The 15,003-nt window shown below is 68.1% G+C and carries 14 protein-coding genes; 4 read left to right on the top strand and 10 right to left on the bottom strand.

Going from position 1 to position 15,003, the window contains the following annotated elements; translation table 11 throughout:
• Positions 1-40: 40 nt before the first annotated feature.
• Positions 41-1,465 (bottom strand): MltF family protein, encoded by a 1,425-nt coding sequence (locus BLQ74_RS03210; protein WP_090260783.1) that lies wholly within the window; start codon positions 1,463-1,465, stop codon positions 41-43.
• 227 nt (positions 1,466-1,692) lie between these two features.
• Between BLQ74_RS03210 and BLQ74_RS03205 the strand changes: the two genes are divergently transcribed.
• The 3 genes from BLQ74_RS03205 (at position 1,693) to BLQ74_RS03195 (ending at position 4,515) form a co-directional block, all read left to right on the top strand.
• Entirely contained in the window at positions 1,693-2,499 is an 807-nt protein-coding gene (locus BLQ74_RS03205; RefSeq protein WP_090260781.1) for a TatD family hydrolase, read from the top strand.
• 163 nt (positions 2,500-2,662) lie between these two features.
• Positions 2,663-4,141 carry a methyl-accepting chemotaxis protein gene (locus BLQ74_RS03200; RefSeq protein WP_090260779.1) on the top strand — a complete coding sequence of 493 codons (1,479 nt, stop codon included), beginning with the start codon at positions 2,663-2,665 and terminating at the stop codon, positions 4,139-4,141.
• A 149-nt stretch (positions 4,142-4,290) separates the two neighbouring features.
• Positions 4,291-4,515, top strand: coding sequence for a hypothetical protein (locus tag BLQ74_RS03195; RefSeq protein WP_090260776.1), 225 nt, complete (start codon positions 4,291-4,293; stop codon positions 4,513-4,515).
• Between the two features lie 10 nt (positions 4,516-4,525).
• Here BLQ74_RS03195 and BLQ74_RS03190 read toward each other — a convergent pair whose 3' ends face one another.
• From BLQ74_RS03190 to BLQ74_RS03165, 6 genes are all read right to left on the bottom strand, one after another.
• Positions 4,526-5,323: an acyl-CoA thioesterase gene (locus BLQ74_RS03190; protein WP_090260774.1), complete on the bottom strand. Its 798-nt coding sequence runs from the start codon at positions 5,321-5,323 to the stop codon at positions 4,526-4,528.
• Between the two features lie 134 nt (positions 5,324-5,457).
• Entirely contained in the window at positions 5,458-6,219 is a 762-nt protein-coding gene (locus BLQ74_RS03185; RefSeq protein WP_090260772.1) for a CHAD domain-containing protein, read from the bottom strand.
• A 24-nt stretch (positions 6,220-6,243) separates the two neighbouring features.
• On the bottom strand, positions 6,244-8,235 hold the full coding sequence (locus tag BLQ74_RS03180) for a transglutaminase TgpA family protein (RefSeq protein ID WP_090260770.1): 1,992 nt from the start codon (positions 8,233-8,235) through the stop codon (positions 6,244-6,246).
• A complete protein-coding gene (locus BLQ74_RS03175) occupies positions 8,232-9,185 on the bottom strand; it encodes a DUF58 domain-containing protein (RefSeq protein ID WP_090260768.1) in 954 nt (317 codons plus the stop codon). Before BLQ74_RS03175 ends, BLQ74_RS03180 begins: the two co-directional genes overlap by 4 nt.
• A gap of 16 nt (positions 9,186-9,201) precedes the next feature.
• Positions 9,202-10,119: an AAA family ATPase gene (locus BLQ74_RS03170; protein WP_090260766.1), complete on the bottom strand. Its 918-nt coding sequence runs from the start codon at positions 10,117-10,119 to the stop codon at positions 9,202-9,204.
• Between the two features lie 104 nt (positions 10,120-10,223).
• Positions 10,224-11,084 carry a LysR family transcriptional regulator gene (locus BLQ74_RS03165; protein WP_090261171.1) on the bottom strand — a complete coding sequence of 287 codons (861 nt, stop codon included), beginning with the start codon at positions 11,082-11,084 and terminating at the stop codon, positions 10,224-10,226.
• Positions 11,085-11,196: 112 nt separating this feature from the next.
• On the opposite strand from BLQ74_RS03165, the gene BLQ74_RS03160 reads away from it, so the two are divergent.
• A complete protein-coding gene (locus BLQ74_RS03160; protein WP_090260765.1) occupies positions 11,197-11,640 on the top strand; it encodes a multidrug/biocide efflux PACE transporter in 444 nt (147 codons plus the stop codon).
• A 133-nt stretch (positions 11,641-11,773) separates the two neighbouring features.
• On the opposite strand, the gene pyrF is transcribed toward BLQ74_RS03160, so the two are convergent.
• From pyrF to BLQ74_RS03145, 3 genes are all read right to left on the bottom strand, one after another.
• The gene (pyrF, locus tag BLQ74_RS03155) at positions 11,774-12,472 is read right to left on the bottom strand and encodes an orotidine-5'-phosphate decarboxylase (RefSeq protein ID WP_090260763.1); all 699 of its coding nucleotides are present in this window, start codon (positions 12,470-12,472) and stop codon (positions 11,774-11,776) included.
• Positions 12,473-12,582: 110 nt separating this feature from the next.
• Entirely contained in the window at positions 12,583-13,542 is a 960-nt protein-coding gene (locus BLQ74_RS03150) for a response regulator (RefSeq protein ID WP_090260761.1), read from the bottom strand.
• 1 nt (position 13,543) lies between these two features.
• Positions 13,544-14,845, bottom strand: coding sequence for a sensor histidine kinase (locus tag BLQ74_RS03145; RefSeq protein WP_090260759.1), 1,302 nt, complete (start codon positions 14,843-14,845; stop codon positions 13,544-13,546).
• Positions 14,846-15,003: the final 158 nt, after the last annotated feature.

Below are 15,003 nucleotides of genomic sequence, written 5' to 3'. Positions count from 1 at the left end.
AAAAGCGCAAAAAAGCGCTAAAACATATCGAACCAATAGATCACTTCCGTGCCGAGGCCACCCTCTGTCGAGGCTCAAGGCCATCACGCTCACGCTGATAAGCAAGATAGTACTTGTTGATACTGCTGACGTAGTTCACCACGCCCATGCCCAACTCACTGGCGGCGACCCGCTCCACCTGGAAGAACCAGCGGTTCGGATTCAAGCCACGGCGCCGCGCCTCGGCGCGCAACCCTTGGACCCGCTCGGCGCCAACGTTGTAGGCCGCGAGAATGAATGCCAGCCGCTCGCGCTCGTCCATGCGCGGACTGTTGAAATAGTCGCGGCGCAACATCGCCAGGTACTTGCTGGCGGCCTGAACGTTGTTTTCCTTCTGCTGGACCGAGCCGACGCCCACGCTGCGCGCCGCCGCCGGGGTCACCTGCATCAGTCCGGTAGCTCCCGAGGCGCCCTGGGCGCCGGCGTCCAGATTGGATTCCTTGAAAGCCACCGCCGCCAGCGCCAGCCAGTCGATGCGGTACTGCTCGGCATAACGCTGCAGCGTCGGACGCACCGCTTCCAGGCGCTTGCGGTCACCGCTCTCCAGCGGATTGCGCACCTGGTATGCGTGACGGTAGATACGCTGGAAGGCGCCATCCTGATCGGCCGGCGCCCGGTACTCCTTGAGGAAGCGATCGACGCTGGCGTGCAGCATGGGCGCGTCACGGCGCACGTACCACGTCATGCTCTGGCGGTTGTCGAGCACCAGATGACGGTCGACACGGATTTTCGGGAAGACCTTGGCCCAGCGCTCGGCGATCGGCTGCTCGACCACGGTGAAGGCGAAGATGCCGGCCTGGACCATTTCCAGCACATCCTCGACCGCCAGCGACGGGTCCACCCATTCGATGGACAGTGGCGCCAGACGCCGCTGGGCGAGACGTTCGTTGACCTGGCGGATGGCATCGCCGGCCGCACTGCCGGCGGGCAAGGCAATGGTGCGCCCGGCCATCTGTTCGAGGTGCGAGTAGCGGCGGCTGCCCTGGCGCGACACCAGCACCAATGGCACATCCTGACGCCACGGCAGACTGGCGCTGACGTTCTGGCCATCGAGCGCCGAGAGCAGTTCGCCCGGCGCGACCAGATCGCCCTCGCCGCGCTGCAACGCGGCCAGCAACTGGTCCTTGGCTTTGGGGATGAACTTGAGGGTCAGCGGCTTGCGCCCGGGAGCGCCGTCGTTGAGGTATTGCTCGAAGGCGCGCAGGCGGTTGTATTCGATGCCGATCTGCTCGCCCTTGATCTGGCCGAAGCTGTTACGGCTCTGGTTGACCAGCACGCGCAACACACCATCACCGCGGATGGCGGCCAGGTCACGGCCGTTGTCGCTGTCTTGCTGCCAGCTCTCCGGCTGGCTGGTCAGACGCGCGGCCGCCGGCAGTGGCAGTAATGCCACCAGGCACAGCAGAAGCAGAAACAATCGCGTCATCCAGGTCTCCAAGGGGCGGGAACCACCAGCGGTTCCCTGAGAACTCGACGGTTCCCGCAAGTTCCCGGCCATGCAAAAAGGGGCGCGAGCGTCTCACAGGAGGTATCGAATGCCAACCCGAAATTCCGGAAGCACTTTCACAAGTGCGCTTAAGTATCTGTTTTTAGGGCTTTTCTTAGAAAAAGCGCGGTTCTGCTATGCTGCCTGCCCGAACCCAGGGATGCACCATGCAACTGATCGACATCGGCGTCAACCTCACTCACCCCAGCTTCGCGCCAGAACGTGAAGCCTTACTCGCTCGTGCCTTCCAGGCCGGCGTCGAGCAATTGGTGGTGACCGGCACCAGCCTCGACGACAGCGAAGCGGCGCTAGGCCTGTGCCAGGCGCTGGACGACCAACAGCGGCTGTTCTGCACCGCCGGCGTGCACCCGCACGAAGCCAGCCAGTGGAACAGCGCCAGCGCCGCCGTGCTGCGTGGCCTGCTGGCGGAGCCACGGGTTCGCGCCGTGGGCGAATGCGGCCTGGATTTCAACCGCGACTTTTCCCCGCGCCCGCAACAGGAGAAGGCCTTCGAGGAACAGCTCGCCGTCGCCAGCGAACTGCACCGCCCGGTGTTCATCCATGAGCGCGATGCCAGCGAACGCCTGCTGGCCATCCTCAAGGACTTCCGCGACCGCCTGCCCGCCGCCGTGGTGCATTGCTTCACCGGCGAGCGCCGGACGCTCTACCGCTACCTCGACCTGGACCTGCACATCGGTATCACCGGCTGGATCTGTGACGAGCGCCGGGGCACCCCTCTGCAGGAGCTGGTGCGGGAAATCCCCCGCGGACGGCTGATGCTGGAAAGCGACGCGCCCTACCTGCTGCCACGCAGCCTGCGCCCCAAGCCCAAGCATGGGCGCAACGAGCCGGCCTTCCTGCCGGAAGTGCTGCGCTGCGTCGCCTTGCACCGTGGCGAAGACGAGGCCGACGTGGCCGCGCACACCAGCGCCTGTGCCAGAGCGTTCTTCGGCCTGCCGCGGCGCGCCGAATAAAAGGCGCGTCGCAAGGAAAACTCCTACACAACCCCCTCAAGAATGTTGCGCGACAGCCGCTAACCCAGGCAGCGGGGGTAGCTTGATCCTTATCAAGACAGCCTTCATCTTTTTCACGACAATGGCGGCCAAAAGCCACCATTCGAACGATAAGAAGCATTCCATGGCCGCCTGGATCCGCAATATCTCTCTGAAATACAAGTTCTGGGCCGTGAACGCGGTCGCCTTCCTCACCACCTTGCTGCTGGTGCTCTTCGCCATGAACCAGGAACTGGACGCGCGCAATCAGGCCGCGCGCCAGTCGGCCGAGGCGCAAGCCCGGCTACTGCAAGGCTGGCCCGCCGGTACGCCGCTGCCGGGCGCGGCCAACCTGCTGAGCTTCGCCAGCGGCAGTGCGCCGCAAGCGCCGGGTATCGACGGCCAGGCCCTCGCCCGAGGCAATGGCTGGGTCGCCCTCAACGGTGCCGAAAGCCCGCTGGGGCCTCTCGCCGGTGCCTGGGTGCAGGATCTCGGCAACGCGCAACGTGTGGCGGTGCTGGCGCCCGGTGCCGACCTCTGGCAGGTATTCAGCGAGCGCGCGCTGGCCTATGCCTTCGCCGTGCTGATCCTGATGCTGGCGCTGCTGGCGGCCTCGCAACTGCTGATCCGCTTCATCCTCACCCACCTGCTGACCTTGCGCGATGTCATGCTCCACGTCGAACGCAGCGGTGACCTCGCGGCCCGTGTGCCGCTGGATAGCCGCGACGAAGTCGGGCAGATGGCCACCGCCTTCAACGCCATGCAGGCCGGCTACCAGCGCGTGGTCGGCACCGTCGCCCAGGCGGCCGGCCGCCTCGACGAAGGCGCGCGGAGCATGGCCGAGAACATGGGCCAGGTTCGCCAAGGCATGCTCGGCCAGCAGAGCGAGACCGATCAGGCGGCCACCGCGATCAACGAGATGTCCACCACCGTCCACCACATCGCCCAGCATGCCGCCGACACCCGCGACCAGTCGCAGGAAGCCGATCGCCTGGCCGGCGTCGGCCAACAGGTGGTGGGCAAGGTCGGTGAATCCATTGCCGGCTTGTCCCAGGGCGTCCAGCAGACCGCCGAAATGATTCAGCAACTGGCCCAGGACAGCCAGAAGATCAGCAGCGTGGTCAGTGTGATTCACGGCATCGCCGAACAGACCAACCTGCTGGCGCTCAATGCCGCCATCGAGGCCGCCCGCGCCGGCGAAATGGGTCGCGGCTTCGCCGTGGTCGCCGACGAGGTACGCAACCTGGCCAAGCGTGTGCAGGACTCCACCGACGAAATCACCCAGATGATCAATGCGCTGCAGTCCGGCACCCGCGATGCGGTGGAGTTCATGCAGGAAAGCTCGTTCAAGGCCGATGGCTGCGTCGAGCAGGCCCAGGCGGCCGGCGAAGCGCTGGCGGCGATCGCTGGCGCGGTGGCGCTGATGCGCGAGAGCAATACGCAGATCGCCGTGGCCGCCGAGCAACAGAGCCAGGTGGCCGAAGAAATGACCCGCTCGGTGGTGGGCATTCGCGACGTCACCGAGCTGACCGTGCAGCAGACCGTGAACTCAGCCAGCACCAGCCATGAGCTGGCCGAACTGGCCGGCGAGCTGAGCCGCGCGATTCGCCAGCTGCGCCTGTAGAAGCGCCTCGCCGGATGCCACCCGGCGTCCGCCCTGAATGCCTATCGCCGTCATTGTCGACGGCGATTGGGCGCCCTCTCCAGGCAGCACCTAGACTTACTTCCATCAGCGCCCGACGGTTCGGGCGTTTTGCATGAGGGAGTCCGGTCATGGGCAAACGCCACCTGCATACCACTGTCTGGCACTGGCAGATCCCGGCTGACGAGCGCCAGCGGCACAACCTGAACCTGCTCGCCGCGCCGCTGTTCGTCGCCGCCGCGCTGACGCTGCTCAGCGGCGTGCTGCAAAGCAGCCCGAGCTGCGCCCTGGTGGGAGCCATCGGCGCTGTCGCGGCGCTGGCCATCCAGCGCCGTGGCCACGGCCTGCACGCCTGAGCGCCCCGCCTCAGCCGAAGAGGGTCACGGTCTGCCGGGAAATCGCCAGCAACTGGCCGTCTTCGCTCCAGCACTGAGCAGCCACATGACCATAGCCGTCGCGGGCATGCTCGATTTCGGCCAGGTAGCGGCACCAGCCGTTGGCCGCCAGAGTCGGCAGCGGCTGGATGAATTCGATGGTCCAGGTCAGCGAACTGGAGGGCGCCGGCGAGCGCAGGTGCGGCAGGGTCGCCGGCGGCCAGGCGTCGATCAGCGCCAGCAGGTGCGCGACCTCCATGGGCTCGGCGCCGACGCCCTCGCGGAAACGCATCCAGCCGCCCATCTCCCGCGCGCTGCTGGCGGAGAACGGCAGGCCGCCCACGGCCCAGCGCATGGCGATATGCCGCGTGAACGCGGGCATCACGCGGGGAATGAATGGCAACTCCTGGCACTCGTCGAGCGGCTTGAAGGCCGGTGCCGACAGGCCTTCGACCAGCACCGAGGATTCCCGTGGCAGACCGAAGCTGCCCTGCGCCAGCATCACCACCTGATCATTCTGCAGGACCCGGCAAAACACCTGGCTGACCGCCTTGCCCTCGCGGAGCGCCTCGGCTTCGAAACGCAAGGGAATCTCCACCTGCGCCGGCGCGACGAAGGTGATCGCCAACGAGCGCAAGGGTCTCCCCGCCGCCGTGACCGCACGCATCGCCTCATAGGCGAGCGCCGCCGTCAGCCCACCGAAACAGGTACGCCCCTGCGCCCATATCGGGGAAATCACCACGGCCTGCGGCGCACCGCGAACCGCTTGAATCAATTCGGTAAAGGTCATTTCCGCCTCGTGGGAAGGTGCTGCGACGGCCGATCTTAGGCGAGACGGTATGGGCAACGGCAAGCCTCCCGGAGCGCCTCCGGGGTCTCACTCACGAGGCAAATGCCACGCCATAGGCAGGCGTGATCCGGGGTTCAGCCCAGGGCTTTCGACAACCGTTCCAGGCTGCGATCGGCGTCGGCCTGGGCCAGGTCATGGCGGGCATTCCAATGCGGCTGCAAGGGCATCAGATCGAGTTCCCGCTCGCTACGGATCAGCCACTGCTCGTAGTCGTGCCACTCGCCCAGGGTGGCCTGGGCATCCTTCAGCGGGGCGAGCAAGCGTTGCGGCAACGGCGAGTCATCGGGATAGGCTTCCAGCGAGTAGCGCACCCGCTTGATCAGCAAGCGCAAGCGGTGGCGGTCGTGGGCCGGGTCGCGCAGGGCCAGGCGCAAGCGCCGCCACTGCTTGTCCAGGCGCTTGCGCACCTGCCTGTGCAAACCGTCGAGCACGCCGTGCCGCTCGGCGGTGCGCCACAGGCGCGGCCAGCCATCGAGCAGCATCAGCAGACGCGTCCACTGCGGGCTGGCGAGCAAGGCGACATAGCCGGAAATCAGCGCCGGACGACGCAATGCCACCGCCGCGGCAAATCCCTCGCTCTCCAACACCGGCAACAACACTTCAAGGTCGCGCAGCGGCCCGCTGAGGCGACCGACCTCGTTCAGCGCGCGTTCCACCTCGTCGATGCCGGGCATTCCCCAAGCCGGGTGCAGCAGGCTGCGCAGGCGCCGCACGGCGATGCGCAGGTCATGCAGCGCCTCGCTGTCGGAAGCGGCGCGCAAGCGTTCCGCGGCAGCGAAAAGGGCAACTTCCTGTTCGATGAGGTGAGCAACCAGATAATCACTGAAGGAAGACACGGCCGGCTCCTCGGGTCCTGGAATCTATGAGGTTAGTCGGCGCCAGCGCCAGGGCAAAGTTCGCCGTAGCCGGAGCAGGTGTCCGCGTAACTCGCGGGACGAGGAAACCCCCTGGCCGTAGCGCTGGCGCTCGAAGGCATCGACGAAGGCACGAATGTTCGCGGCCTGCTCCGGCAGCACCTGCATGGCCCGCTCGGCGAAGGCCCGCGGCCCTTCGCCGGCCTGGCGCCGCAAGCCCTGGCCGAGCAGCAGACGCTCGAAGCGCGCGAAGCTGCGCAACTGCGGATCGCGCGCCTGCCGCCAGGGTTTGAACAGGAACAGCGCCAGCAGGCCCAGCAGCAGCGCGCCAACGGCGACCAGGATGACGCCGAACCAGGCGCTGTCGAGGTTGCCGAACCAACGCCGCAGGATGTCGGACTGCTGCTCGCCCTGGTAGCCGAGCACCCAGCGCTGCCAGTCGTAGTTGAGGTTGTCCCAGGCCAGACGCAGACCGTTGAGAAAGCCGAAGCCCCGGTAGCGCAGCAAGGAGAACGGCGAATCGGCGAGGAAGCTGCCCTCGCCCGCCAGCGCCGCCTCCAGGCCGCGCTCGATGCGCTGCGGGGCGACCTGGAAGGTCGGATCGACGCTACGCCAGCCGACCCTCGGCTGCCAGTATTCGACCCAGGCGTGGGCGTCGAACTGGTGCACCAGCAGGTAATCCCCGGAGGGGTTCAGTTCGCCCCCCTGGTAGCCCGTCACCACCCGCGCCGGAATGCCCGCCGCGCGCAGGACGAAGGTCATGGCGCCGGCGTAGTGCTCGCAGAAGCCCCGCCGGGTATCAAACAGGAAACCGTCGATGCGTTCGTCGCCGGTAGCCGGCGGACGCAGGGTGTAGACATAGGGCTGCTCGCGGAAATGGCGGAGCACCGCCTGCACCAGCTCGGCCGGCTGCGCGTATTGGCTGCGCAGTTGCTCGGCCCAGGCACGCGTGCGCGGATTGCCGCGCGCCGGCAGTTGCAGGTCGCGGCGCAGCGCCGTGGCGCTGCTGTCGGGCTCGCGCAGCGCCTGCGGCCAGGACCTGGCGCGATAGAGGAACGACTCCTGCACCGGGCGCCCGCGCTCCAGGCGGAAATCGCCCATCAGCCGCACATCGCCAGCGGCGCTTTCGGCGACGTCGAGGCTGTACAGCCACGGCTGCGAACTGGGCGCCATGATGACCTGGTAGCTCAGCGCCGGCCCCTGCTTGCGCCACTCCGGCGACGGCTGGCCATGGCCCTGCCAGGCCTGGCTCCAGCGCGTACCGTCGAAGTTCTCCAGGGTCAGGGCGCGCCAGTAAAGCTGGTCCTGGGGCGGCGGCGGACCATCGAAGCTGACCCGGAAGGCCAGTTCGGAAGACTGGCTCAACTCGACGAAATCGCCGGGCATCATGGAATCGCTCAAGCCGGTGCTGGCCTTGCCACCGGGCAACGGCACCGACCACAGCGGCCCCATGCGCGGAAACAGCAGGAACAGCAGCAGCATCAGCGGCAACGCCTGGGCCAGCAGAGCGGCGGCCAGGCGCAGGGTGCGCCAGGGACCGTCGGCGAAGCCGCTCTGCTGCAGGCCGATGAGTGCCGCCAGCAGCGCGATGAGCGGCAACAGGCTGAACAGCGCGGCGGCGATGCTGGCGTCGAACAGGTAGCTGGTGGCCACCGCGAAGAAGCCGAGGAGGATCAGTACCAAGGCATCGCGGCGGGTCTTCAGCTCCACCAGCTTGACCACGAAGGCGGCGATCAGCAGCACCACGCCGGCATCCAGGCCGATCAGCGAGCCGCGCGACAGCCAGACGCCCACCCCGGCGGCGATCACCAGGGCCAGCTTGGCCAGGCCATTGGGATAGTTGGCGCGCATCCGGTAGACCTGCACGCGCCAGGCCGCGCAGCCCAACCAGAAGCCCACCACCCACAACGGCAGGTGCGGCAGATGCGGCAGGATCACCAGGGCCTGGGCCACCAGCAGCCAAGTCAGGGCGATGCGCGGGATCGGCTGGCGCTTCATGGCTGCACGCCGAACAGCGCCAGCTCGCGCAGGCAGGCGCCACGGTGGGCGTCGCCGCTGGCCACCGGCAGCTCGACGCCGGGCAGGCGCAGGCCGAAGGGCTGGCCGCGCGACGACAGTTGCAGCACCCAGTGACAAAGGCGCGACAGGCGCGACTCGAGATCGCCGCCGAGCAGATTGAAGTCCAGCCACAGGTTGCGCCCGGCCAGCGCGGCGAAGTCCTTCACCAGCAGCCCCTGGCCACGGGAGTAAGCCTTCCAGTGCAGGCGCCGGCGCGAATCGCCGCTCTGGTAGGCACGCAGCCCCTGGAAGTCGTCGACGCCCTGGCCGCTGGCGCGCAAGCCTTCCTCGGCATCGTCCGCCGGACCCGCTTCCAACGGCAGCTCGGCGGGCAGCGGCTGCGGATAGACCAGCCCGGCCTGCGCCAGGTCGAGCCAGCTCCAGGCCACCAACAGGCCCAGCGGGAAACGGCTTTCGACGCGCAGGCGCCCCGGCCGCAGCCAGCCGCGGCGTTGCGCCGGCAGCGCCAGGACCAGCTCCTCGGCGCCCTGGGCGCGCACGTCGGCATGCTGCAGATCGGCCTCCGACCAGCCGATACCGATGGCCCGCCGCGCCCGCCCCTCGCCTTCCAGGCGCACGCGGAAGCAAGACTGCTCGCCGACGAACACCGGCAGCGCGCCCAGGGCGGTCAGGCGCAGGCCGCCGAGGTTACGGTAGGTGTGCAGGATGGCGACGATGAACAGCGACATCAGCAGGAAGGTCAGGCCATAGGCCAGGCTGTTCTGGTAATTGATGGCAATCAGCAGCAGCAGGATCAGGGCCACGCCGAAAGCCACGCCCTGGCCGCTGGGGAGAATGAAGATGCGCCTCTGGTTCAGTTGCAGCGAGGGCGACGGCGGGATGCGCCGGGCGATCCAGCTCTGCCACAGCGGACGGACCTTCACCAGCATGCCGTGGCCTCCCGGTTCACAGCGCCGGGACCTCGCGCAGCAGCCACTGCACCAGCGCGCCGCCGCCGTGCCCGGACGGGTCGGCCTGGTCGCGCAGGCGGTGCCCCGCCACCGACGGCAGCACCGCCTGGACATCCTCGGGAATGACATAGTCGCGCCCGGCCAGCAGCGCCCAGGCGCGGGCCGCCGCGAGCAGCGCCAGGCTGCCGCGCGGCGACAGACCGAGGGCGAAGGCCGGTTGGCTGCGGGTGGCTTCGGCCAGGCGCAGCACATAGTCGACCAGCGCATCGCTGGCATGCACCTTGGGCACCTCGGCCTGCCACGCGGTCAATTCCTCCAGCGTGAGCAGCGGCTCCAGGCGCGGCAGCAGGTCGCGGCGCGCCTCACCGAGCAGCAGCGCCTTTTCCGCGGCGCGCCCCGGATAACCCAGCGACAGGCGCATGAGGAAGCGATCGAGCTGGGACTCCGGCAGGGCGAAGGTGCCGCCCTGGCTCACCGGGTTCTGCGTGGCGATGACGAAGAACGGCTCGGGCAGCGGGCGGGTCGCGCCCTCGATGGTCACCTGGCCCTCCTCCATGGCTTCGAGCAGTGCGCTCTGGCTCTTCGGCGTGGCGCGGTTGATCTCGTCCGCCAGCACCAGCTCGGCGAAGATCGGCCCGGGATGGAAGACGAACTGCCCGCTGTCCTTGTCGAACACCGAGGTGCCGAGAATGTCGCCGGGCAGCAGGTCGGATGTGAACTGGATGCGCTGGAAACTCAGGCCGAGGACACGGGCCAGGGCATGACTGAGGGTGGTCTTGCCCATGCCGGGCAGGTCCTCGATGAGCAGATGCCCGCGCGCCAGCAGGCAGGTCAGGGCCAGGCGCACCTGAACTTCCTTGCCCAGCAATATGTGGTCCACGGCCTTGAGACAGCTCTCCAGTCTGGCGCGCATCCTCACCTCTCGTTCGCTCAGGGGAAACCCCGATGCTACTGATCCGGCGCCAGGCGGAACAGGGCCGCCGCGCGCCCTTGACAACAAACTGTGAGCTGGCCGGCTCAACTGGCCAGCAATCGCTCCACCAGCCAGCGCGCCGCCGGGCCGAGGCTGCGCTGGCGCGACCAGACCACGTCCACCGCCACGCTGCGCGGCCAGCCGGGAACCTGCAACTGATGCAGGCGGCCGTTGGCGAAGCGCTGGTTCATCCAGCTCGGCAGCTCGACCCAGCCGAAGCCCAGCACCGCCATGTCCAGCAGCAACAGGTAGGTCGGCGCCGACCAGCAGCGCCCGCCCAGCGACGGCTCGGCGTCATCGATGAAGGTGTTCAGGCGCAGCTTGCGCCAGGCCAGCAGGTCCGCGCGCTCGACGCGTTCGAGCCGGGCCAGGGGATGCTCGCGGCTGACGAACAGGCCGAACTCGGCGCACTCGCCGAGGGTCGCCGAGCCGATGTCCGGCGGGTAGTTCGGCTGGGCCGCGAGCAGGCCGAGCACGGCCCGGCCCTGGCCGACCAGATCGAGCACATCGCCGTGCTCGGCGATCAGCCATTCGAATTCGATATCGGGGAAGTGCTGGTCGATTGCGTCCAGTAGCTTTTCGAACTGCTCCGACTGGTAGGTATCCGACATCGCCAGGGTCACCCGCGGCTCGATCCCCCCGGCCAGTTGACCGGCGAGCTGGCCGAGGCGGTCGGTGGCCATGAGCACCTCCTCGACGCGCCCGAGCAGCGCCTTGCCGGCCTCGGTGAGCCTGGGCTGGCGCGCGGAGCGATCGAACAGGTCGAGGCCGAGGTCGATCTCCAGGCGCGCGATCGCCTCGCTGACGGTCGACTGGCTCTTGCCCAGCTTGCGCGCCGCGGCACTGAAGGAGCCGAGGCAGGCGGCCTCGGCGAAGGCCTGCAGGGATTCGGGGGAGTACTGCACGCGACGCACCTCATCCATCGGTTTGACCGATGCTATCCAACTTCGAACAAGCCGTACAACCGATAAGAATAGCCGCCATCCGGCCTCGCGGCCGACTGCCTGGAGAATCGCCATGAGCGCGCAAAAATCGTTGAAGGAGCGGCTGCTCCACGCCCTGCTCTTCGAATTCACCGCCCTGCTCATCTGCGCCCCGGCCCTGGCCTGGCTGCTCGACCAGGCACTGGCGCACACGGGCGCGCTGACGCTGATGTTCTCCGCCATCGCCACGCTCTGGAACATGCTCTTCAACGCCCTTTTCGACCGCGCCCAACGGCGCCTGGGCTTTACCCGCACGCTGCCGGTGCGGGTGCTCCACGCCGCGCTGTTCGAGATCGGCCTGATCGTCCTGCTGGTGCCGCTGGCCGCCTGGTGGCTGGGCATCAGCCTGATCGAGGCGTTCCTGCTGGATATCGGCCTGATCCTGTTCTTCCTGCCCTACACGGTGGCGTACAACTGGGTCTACGACCTGCTGCGCGCGCGCTGGCTGGCGCCGCGCGAGGCACTGGCGCGCTCCTGAGCGGCGTTGCGCATTCGGCGACGGTACGCGAGGACAGCCGGGAGGCCGGCGCCTTGGCGCTCCGGCACGGAGGCGGGACAAGAAAAAGGCGGAGCAGGTCAGCCTGCTCCGCCTTTTTTTACTGCGCCGGCGATCAGGCCAGGGAGGCGACGATCTCGGCGAGGGTCGCGGCCGGGTCGGCGGCCTGGCTGATCGGACGGCCGATCACCAGGTAGTCGGAACCGGCATCCAGTGCCTGGCGCGGGGTCAGGATGCGGCGCTGGTCGTCCTGCGCGCTGCCGGCCGGACGGATACCCGGAGTGACCAGTTGCAGGGCCGGATGCGCGGCTTTCAGCGCCGGCGCTTCCTGGGCCGAGCAGACCAGGCCGTCGAGACCGGCCTGCCGTGCCAGCGCGGCCAGGCGCAGGACCTGTTCCTGCGGCTCGACATCCAGGCCGATGCCGGCGAGGTCGTCACGCTCCATGCTGGTCAGCACGGTCACGCCGATCAGCAGCGGCTTGGGCCCGTTCAGGGCGTTCAGGGTTTCGCGGCAGGCGGCCATCATGCGCAGGCCGCCGGAGCAATGCACGTTGACCATCCACACGCCGAGTTCGGCGGCGGCCTTCACCGCCATCGCGGTGGTGTTCGGGATGTCATGGAATTTCAGGTCGAGGAACACCTCGAAGCCCTTCTCCGCCAGGCTTTCCAGCACCGCCGGCCCGCAGCGGGTGAACAGTTCCTTGCCAACCTTGACCCGGCACAGCCTGGGGTCGAGCCGTTCGGCCAGCGCCAGGGCGGCTTCGCGGTTGGGGAAATCCAGGGCGACGATGATCGGGGATTGGCAGGCGGTCATGGGCTCTCTCGCGGCGAATCGAAAACGGCGCGCATTGTCGCAGAAAGCGTCGGCGCCGGGCAGCATCCGGCGACACGCTGCGCTGCCAGGGCCGGCGGCGTCCCCTGGGCTCAGACACTGAGGCGCTCGCGCAGCCGGCCAAGCATGCCCAGCAGGCTGCCGACGCGCTCGCGTTCGCGCTCTTCCTTGGGCTGCTCGGCCAGACGCGCGACCAGCGGCTGCGGCTGCGCGCGCCAGAGCAGGGCCTGCTCGGCGGCGGCCTTCAGGCCCTTCTCGAACAGGCCCCGGCGGATCGGCTTGGGCAGGTAACGGAAGATCTGCGCCTGGTTGATCAGCGCCAGCAGGTCCTGGGTGTCGCGGAACGGCGTGACGATCAGGCTGAGCAGGCGCGGATGGGCCTGGGCCAGGGACTTGAGCAGCGGCGCGGTATCCTCGCCGGCCAGCTTGAGGTCGCTGACCAGGATGTCGATGGGTTCGCCATTCAGCCGCACGATGGCCTCCGCCAGGTTGCGCGCGCGGTGCAGGTGGTGATTGCCGGCGCTGCAGAAGTCACCGACGCAGGCCAGGGTGTCGGGGTCTTCGTCGAGCAGCAGCACATTGAGCGGCGCGGCCAGGCGGCTGATCACCTGCAGGTCGGCGAGCGCCGGGCGGTGGCTGGCGATTTCCGCCGCCTGGCGCAGGGTGAAGGCCATTTCCTGCGGGTCCCAGGGCTTCGTCAGGTAGCGGAAGATGCCGCCGCTGTTCAGTGCCTCCACCGCGGCGTCCAGGTCGGAGTAGCCGGTGAGCAGGATGCGCAGGCAGTCCGGGGCGATCTCGCGGGCCTGGGCGAGCAGTTCGGCGCCGCTCATCTGCGGCATGCGCTGGTCGCTGACGATGATCTGCACCGGCTCGCTGCGCAGGCGCTCCAGGGCTCGCCGCGGATCGCTCTCGGTGATCACCTCGTAGTGCCGGCGGAATTGCATGGCCAGGCTGCGCAGGATGCGCTCCTCGTCATCGACGAAGAGGATGCGGGTGGCGCTGCCGGGCTTGGCCTGGCCGATCTGCGGTTGAAGCTTTAGCGGCTGGATCATGTCAGGCACTCCGTTTCAGTTCGCTGGCCTGCACGCGCGGCAGGCGGATGAGGAAGCGCGTGCCGCGTCCGGGCTCGGAGGCGACGCGGATGCTGCCACCGTGGTCCTGGATGATCTTGTAGCTGATCGACAGGCCCAGTCCGGTGCCCTGCCCCGGCGGCTTGGTGGTGAAGAACGGATCGAAGATGCGCGCCATGACGTCGGCGGGCATGCCCTTGCCGTTGTCCTGCACGGAAATGAACACCGCCGCCTCGTCGGCCCAGGTCTTCACATGGATGTGGCCGAAGCGCTCCATGGCCTGGGCAGCGTTGGTGAACAGGTTGAGCAGCACCTGGTTGATCTGCGAGGGGGCGCAGGCAACGCGCGGCAGCTCGCCCAACTGGCGGACGATCTCGGCCTTGTCCTTGATGCTGTTGCGGGCGATCAGCAGCGCACTCTTCACGCACTCGTTGAGGTCGACCTCTTCGCTCTTGGCGCGGTCCAGCCGGGCGAAGTCCTTGAGCCCGCCGACCAGCTCGCCGATCTGGCCCAGGCCATAGGCGGTGTCGCCGAACAGTTGGTCGAGATCGCCGAGCAGTTGCTCCAGCGGCGCCTCGCCCAGAGCCTGCTCGGCCAGCGCCAGGGCCTCGCCGAGGCGCGCCTGGCCTGCGCCCGGATCGTTCAGGCAGTCGACCAGTTGGCCCTGGGTCTCGGCCAGTTGCAGCAGCGGCAGGAGTTGCTCGCGGATCAGCTCGATGTTGTTGCGCACATAGCCCAGCGGGGTGTTCAGTTCGTGGGCGACGCCGGCGACCATCTGCCCCAGCGAAGCCATCTTTTCCGATTGCACCAGCTGCGCCTGGGACTCCTTGAGGTCGACCAGGGCCTTGCGCAGCACGCGGTTGCGCTGGTCGATACGCGCCTCCATGGCCTTGAGCAGGTCGAGCACGGTGCCCAGGCCGAGGTAGGCGCCCTCGCCATCGACCAGGATGAAGTCCTCGGTGATCGGATACTTGAGTTGCGCGGTCACCTGCTGCGCCGCCTGCTCCAGGCTCCAGTCGATGCTCACCAGCAGCGGCGTGGCGTTCATCACGTCGCGCACCGGCCGGCGCCCCCAGAGGTCGCGGCCGAAGCGCTGCATGAAGATGTCCTGCAGGGTGTAGCGGCTGACCAGGCCCAGCGGGCGGCGCTGCGCGTCCACCACCGGCAGCGAGAGGAAGGCACGCTGCTCGGCGGTGAGCAGGCGATCGGCGACGTCGCTGATGCTCATGTCGGCGGCCAACGGCGCAGCCTGGCGCAAGAGTTCGTGCAAGGCGCTGGTGGTCATCGACAGGTCTCCGCTGGCTGAAATGCACGCCAGTCAAACAGAGGCAGATTGCTGGCATGTGACAGCCGTCTCGGCCAAGCCAAGATTCACCCAAGCGTCACGCGCACTTAACAATCCCGCGCCAGCGCGCCCCGAAAAGCGCGCAACAGCCTGGCGCC

The organism is Pseudomonas panipatensis, from assembly GCF_900099785.1.
Lineage (GTDB): Bacteria > Pseudomonadota > Gammaproteobacteria > Pseudomonadales > Pseudomonadaceae > Pseudomonas > Pseudomonas panipatensis.
This window is presented reverse-complemented; position numbering and strand designations above follow the sequence as displayed.

Excerpts from the sequence above, each read along its gene's own strand:
- BLQ74_RS03170 (WP_090260766.1), bottom strand. The coding sequence starts at position 10,119 with ATGCGCGCCAGACTGGAGAGCTGTCTCAAGGCCGTGGACCACATATTG.
- BLQ74_RS03160 (WP_090260765.1), top strand. The coding sequence starts at position 11,197 with ATGAGCGCGCAAAAATCGTTGAAGGAGCGGCTGCTCCACGCCCTGCTC.
- BLQ74_RS03200 (WP_090260779.1), top strand. The coding sequence starts at position 2,663 with ATGGCCGCCTGGATCCGCAATATCTCTCTGAAATACAAGTTCTGGGCC.
- BLQ74_RS03175 (WP_090260768.1), bottom strand. The coding sequence starts at position 9,185 with ATGCTGGTGAAGGTCCGTCCGCTGTGGCAGAGCTGGATCGCCCGGCGC.
- BLQ74_RS03180 (WP_090260770.1), bottom strand. The coding sequence starts at position 8,235 with ATGAAGCGCCAGCCGATCCCGCGCATCGCCCTGACTTGGCTGCTGGTG.
- BLQ74_RS03205 (WP_090260781.1), top strand. The coding sequence starts at position 1,693 with ATGCAACTGATCGACATCGGCGTCAACCTCACTCACCCCAGCTTCGCG.
- BLQ74_RS03150 (WP_090260761.1), bottom strand. The coding sequence starts at position 13,542 with ATGATCCAGCCGCTAAAGCTTCAACCGCAGATCGGCCAGGCCAAGCCC.
- BLQ74_RS03190 (WP_090260774.1), bottom strand. The coding sequence starts at position 5,323 with ATGACCTTTACCGAATTGATTCAAGCGGTTCGCGGTGCGCCGCAGGCC.
- BLQ74_RS03145 (WP_090260759.1), bottom strand. The coding sequence starts at position 14,845 with ATGACCACCAGCGCCTTGCACGAACTCTTGCGCCAGGCTGCGCCGTTG.
- BLQ74_RS03195 (WP_090260776.1), top strand. The coding sequence starts at position 4,291 with ATGGGCAAACGCCACCTGCATACCACTGTCTGGCACTGGCAGATCCCG.
- pyrF (WP_090260763.1), bottom strand. The coding sequence starts at position 12,472 with ATGACCGCCTGCCAATCCCCGATCATCGTCGCCCTGGATTTCCCCAAC.
- BLQ74_RS03210 (WP_090260783.1), bottom strand. The coding sequence starts at position 1,465 with ATGACGCGATTGTTTCTGCTTCTGCTGTGCCTGGTGGCATTACTGCCA.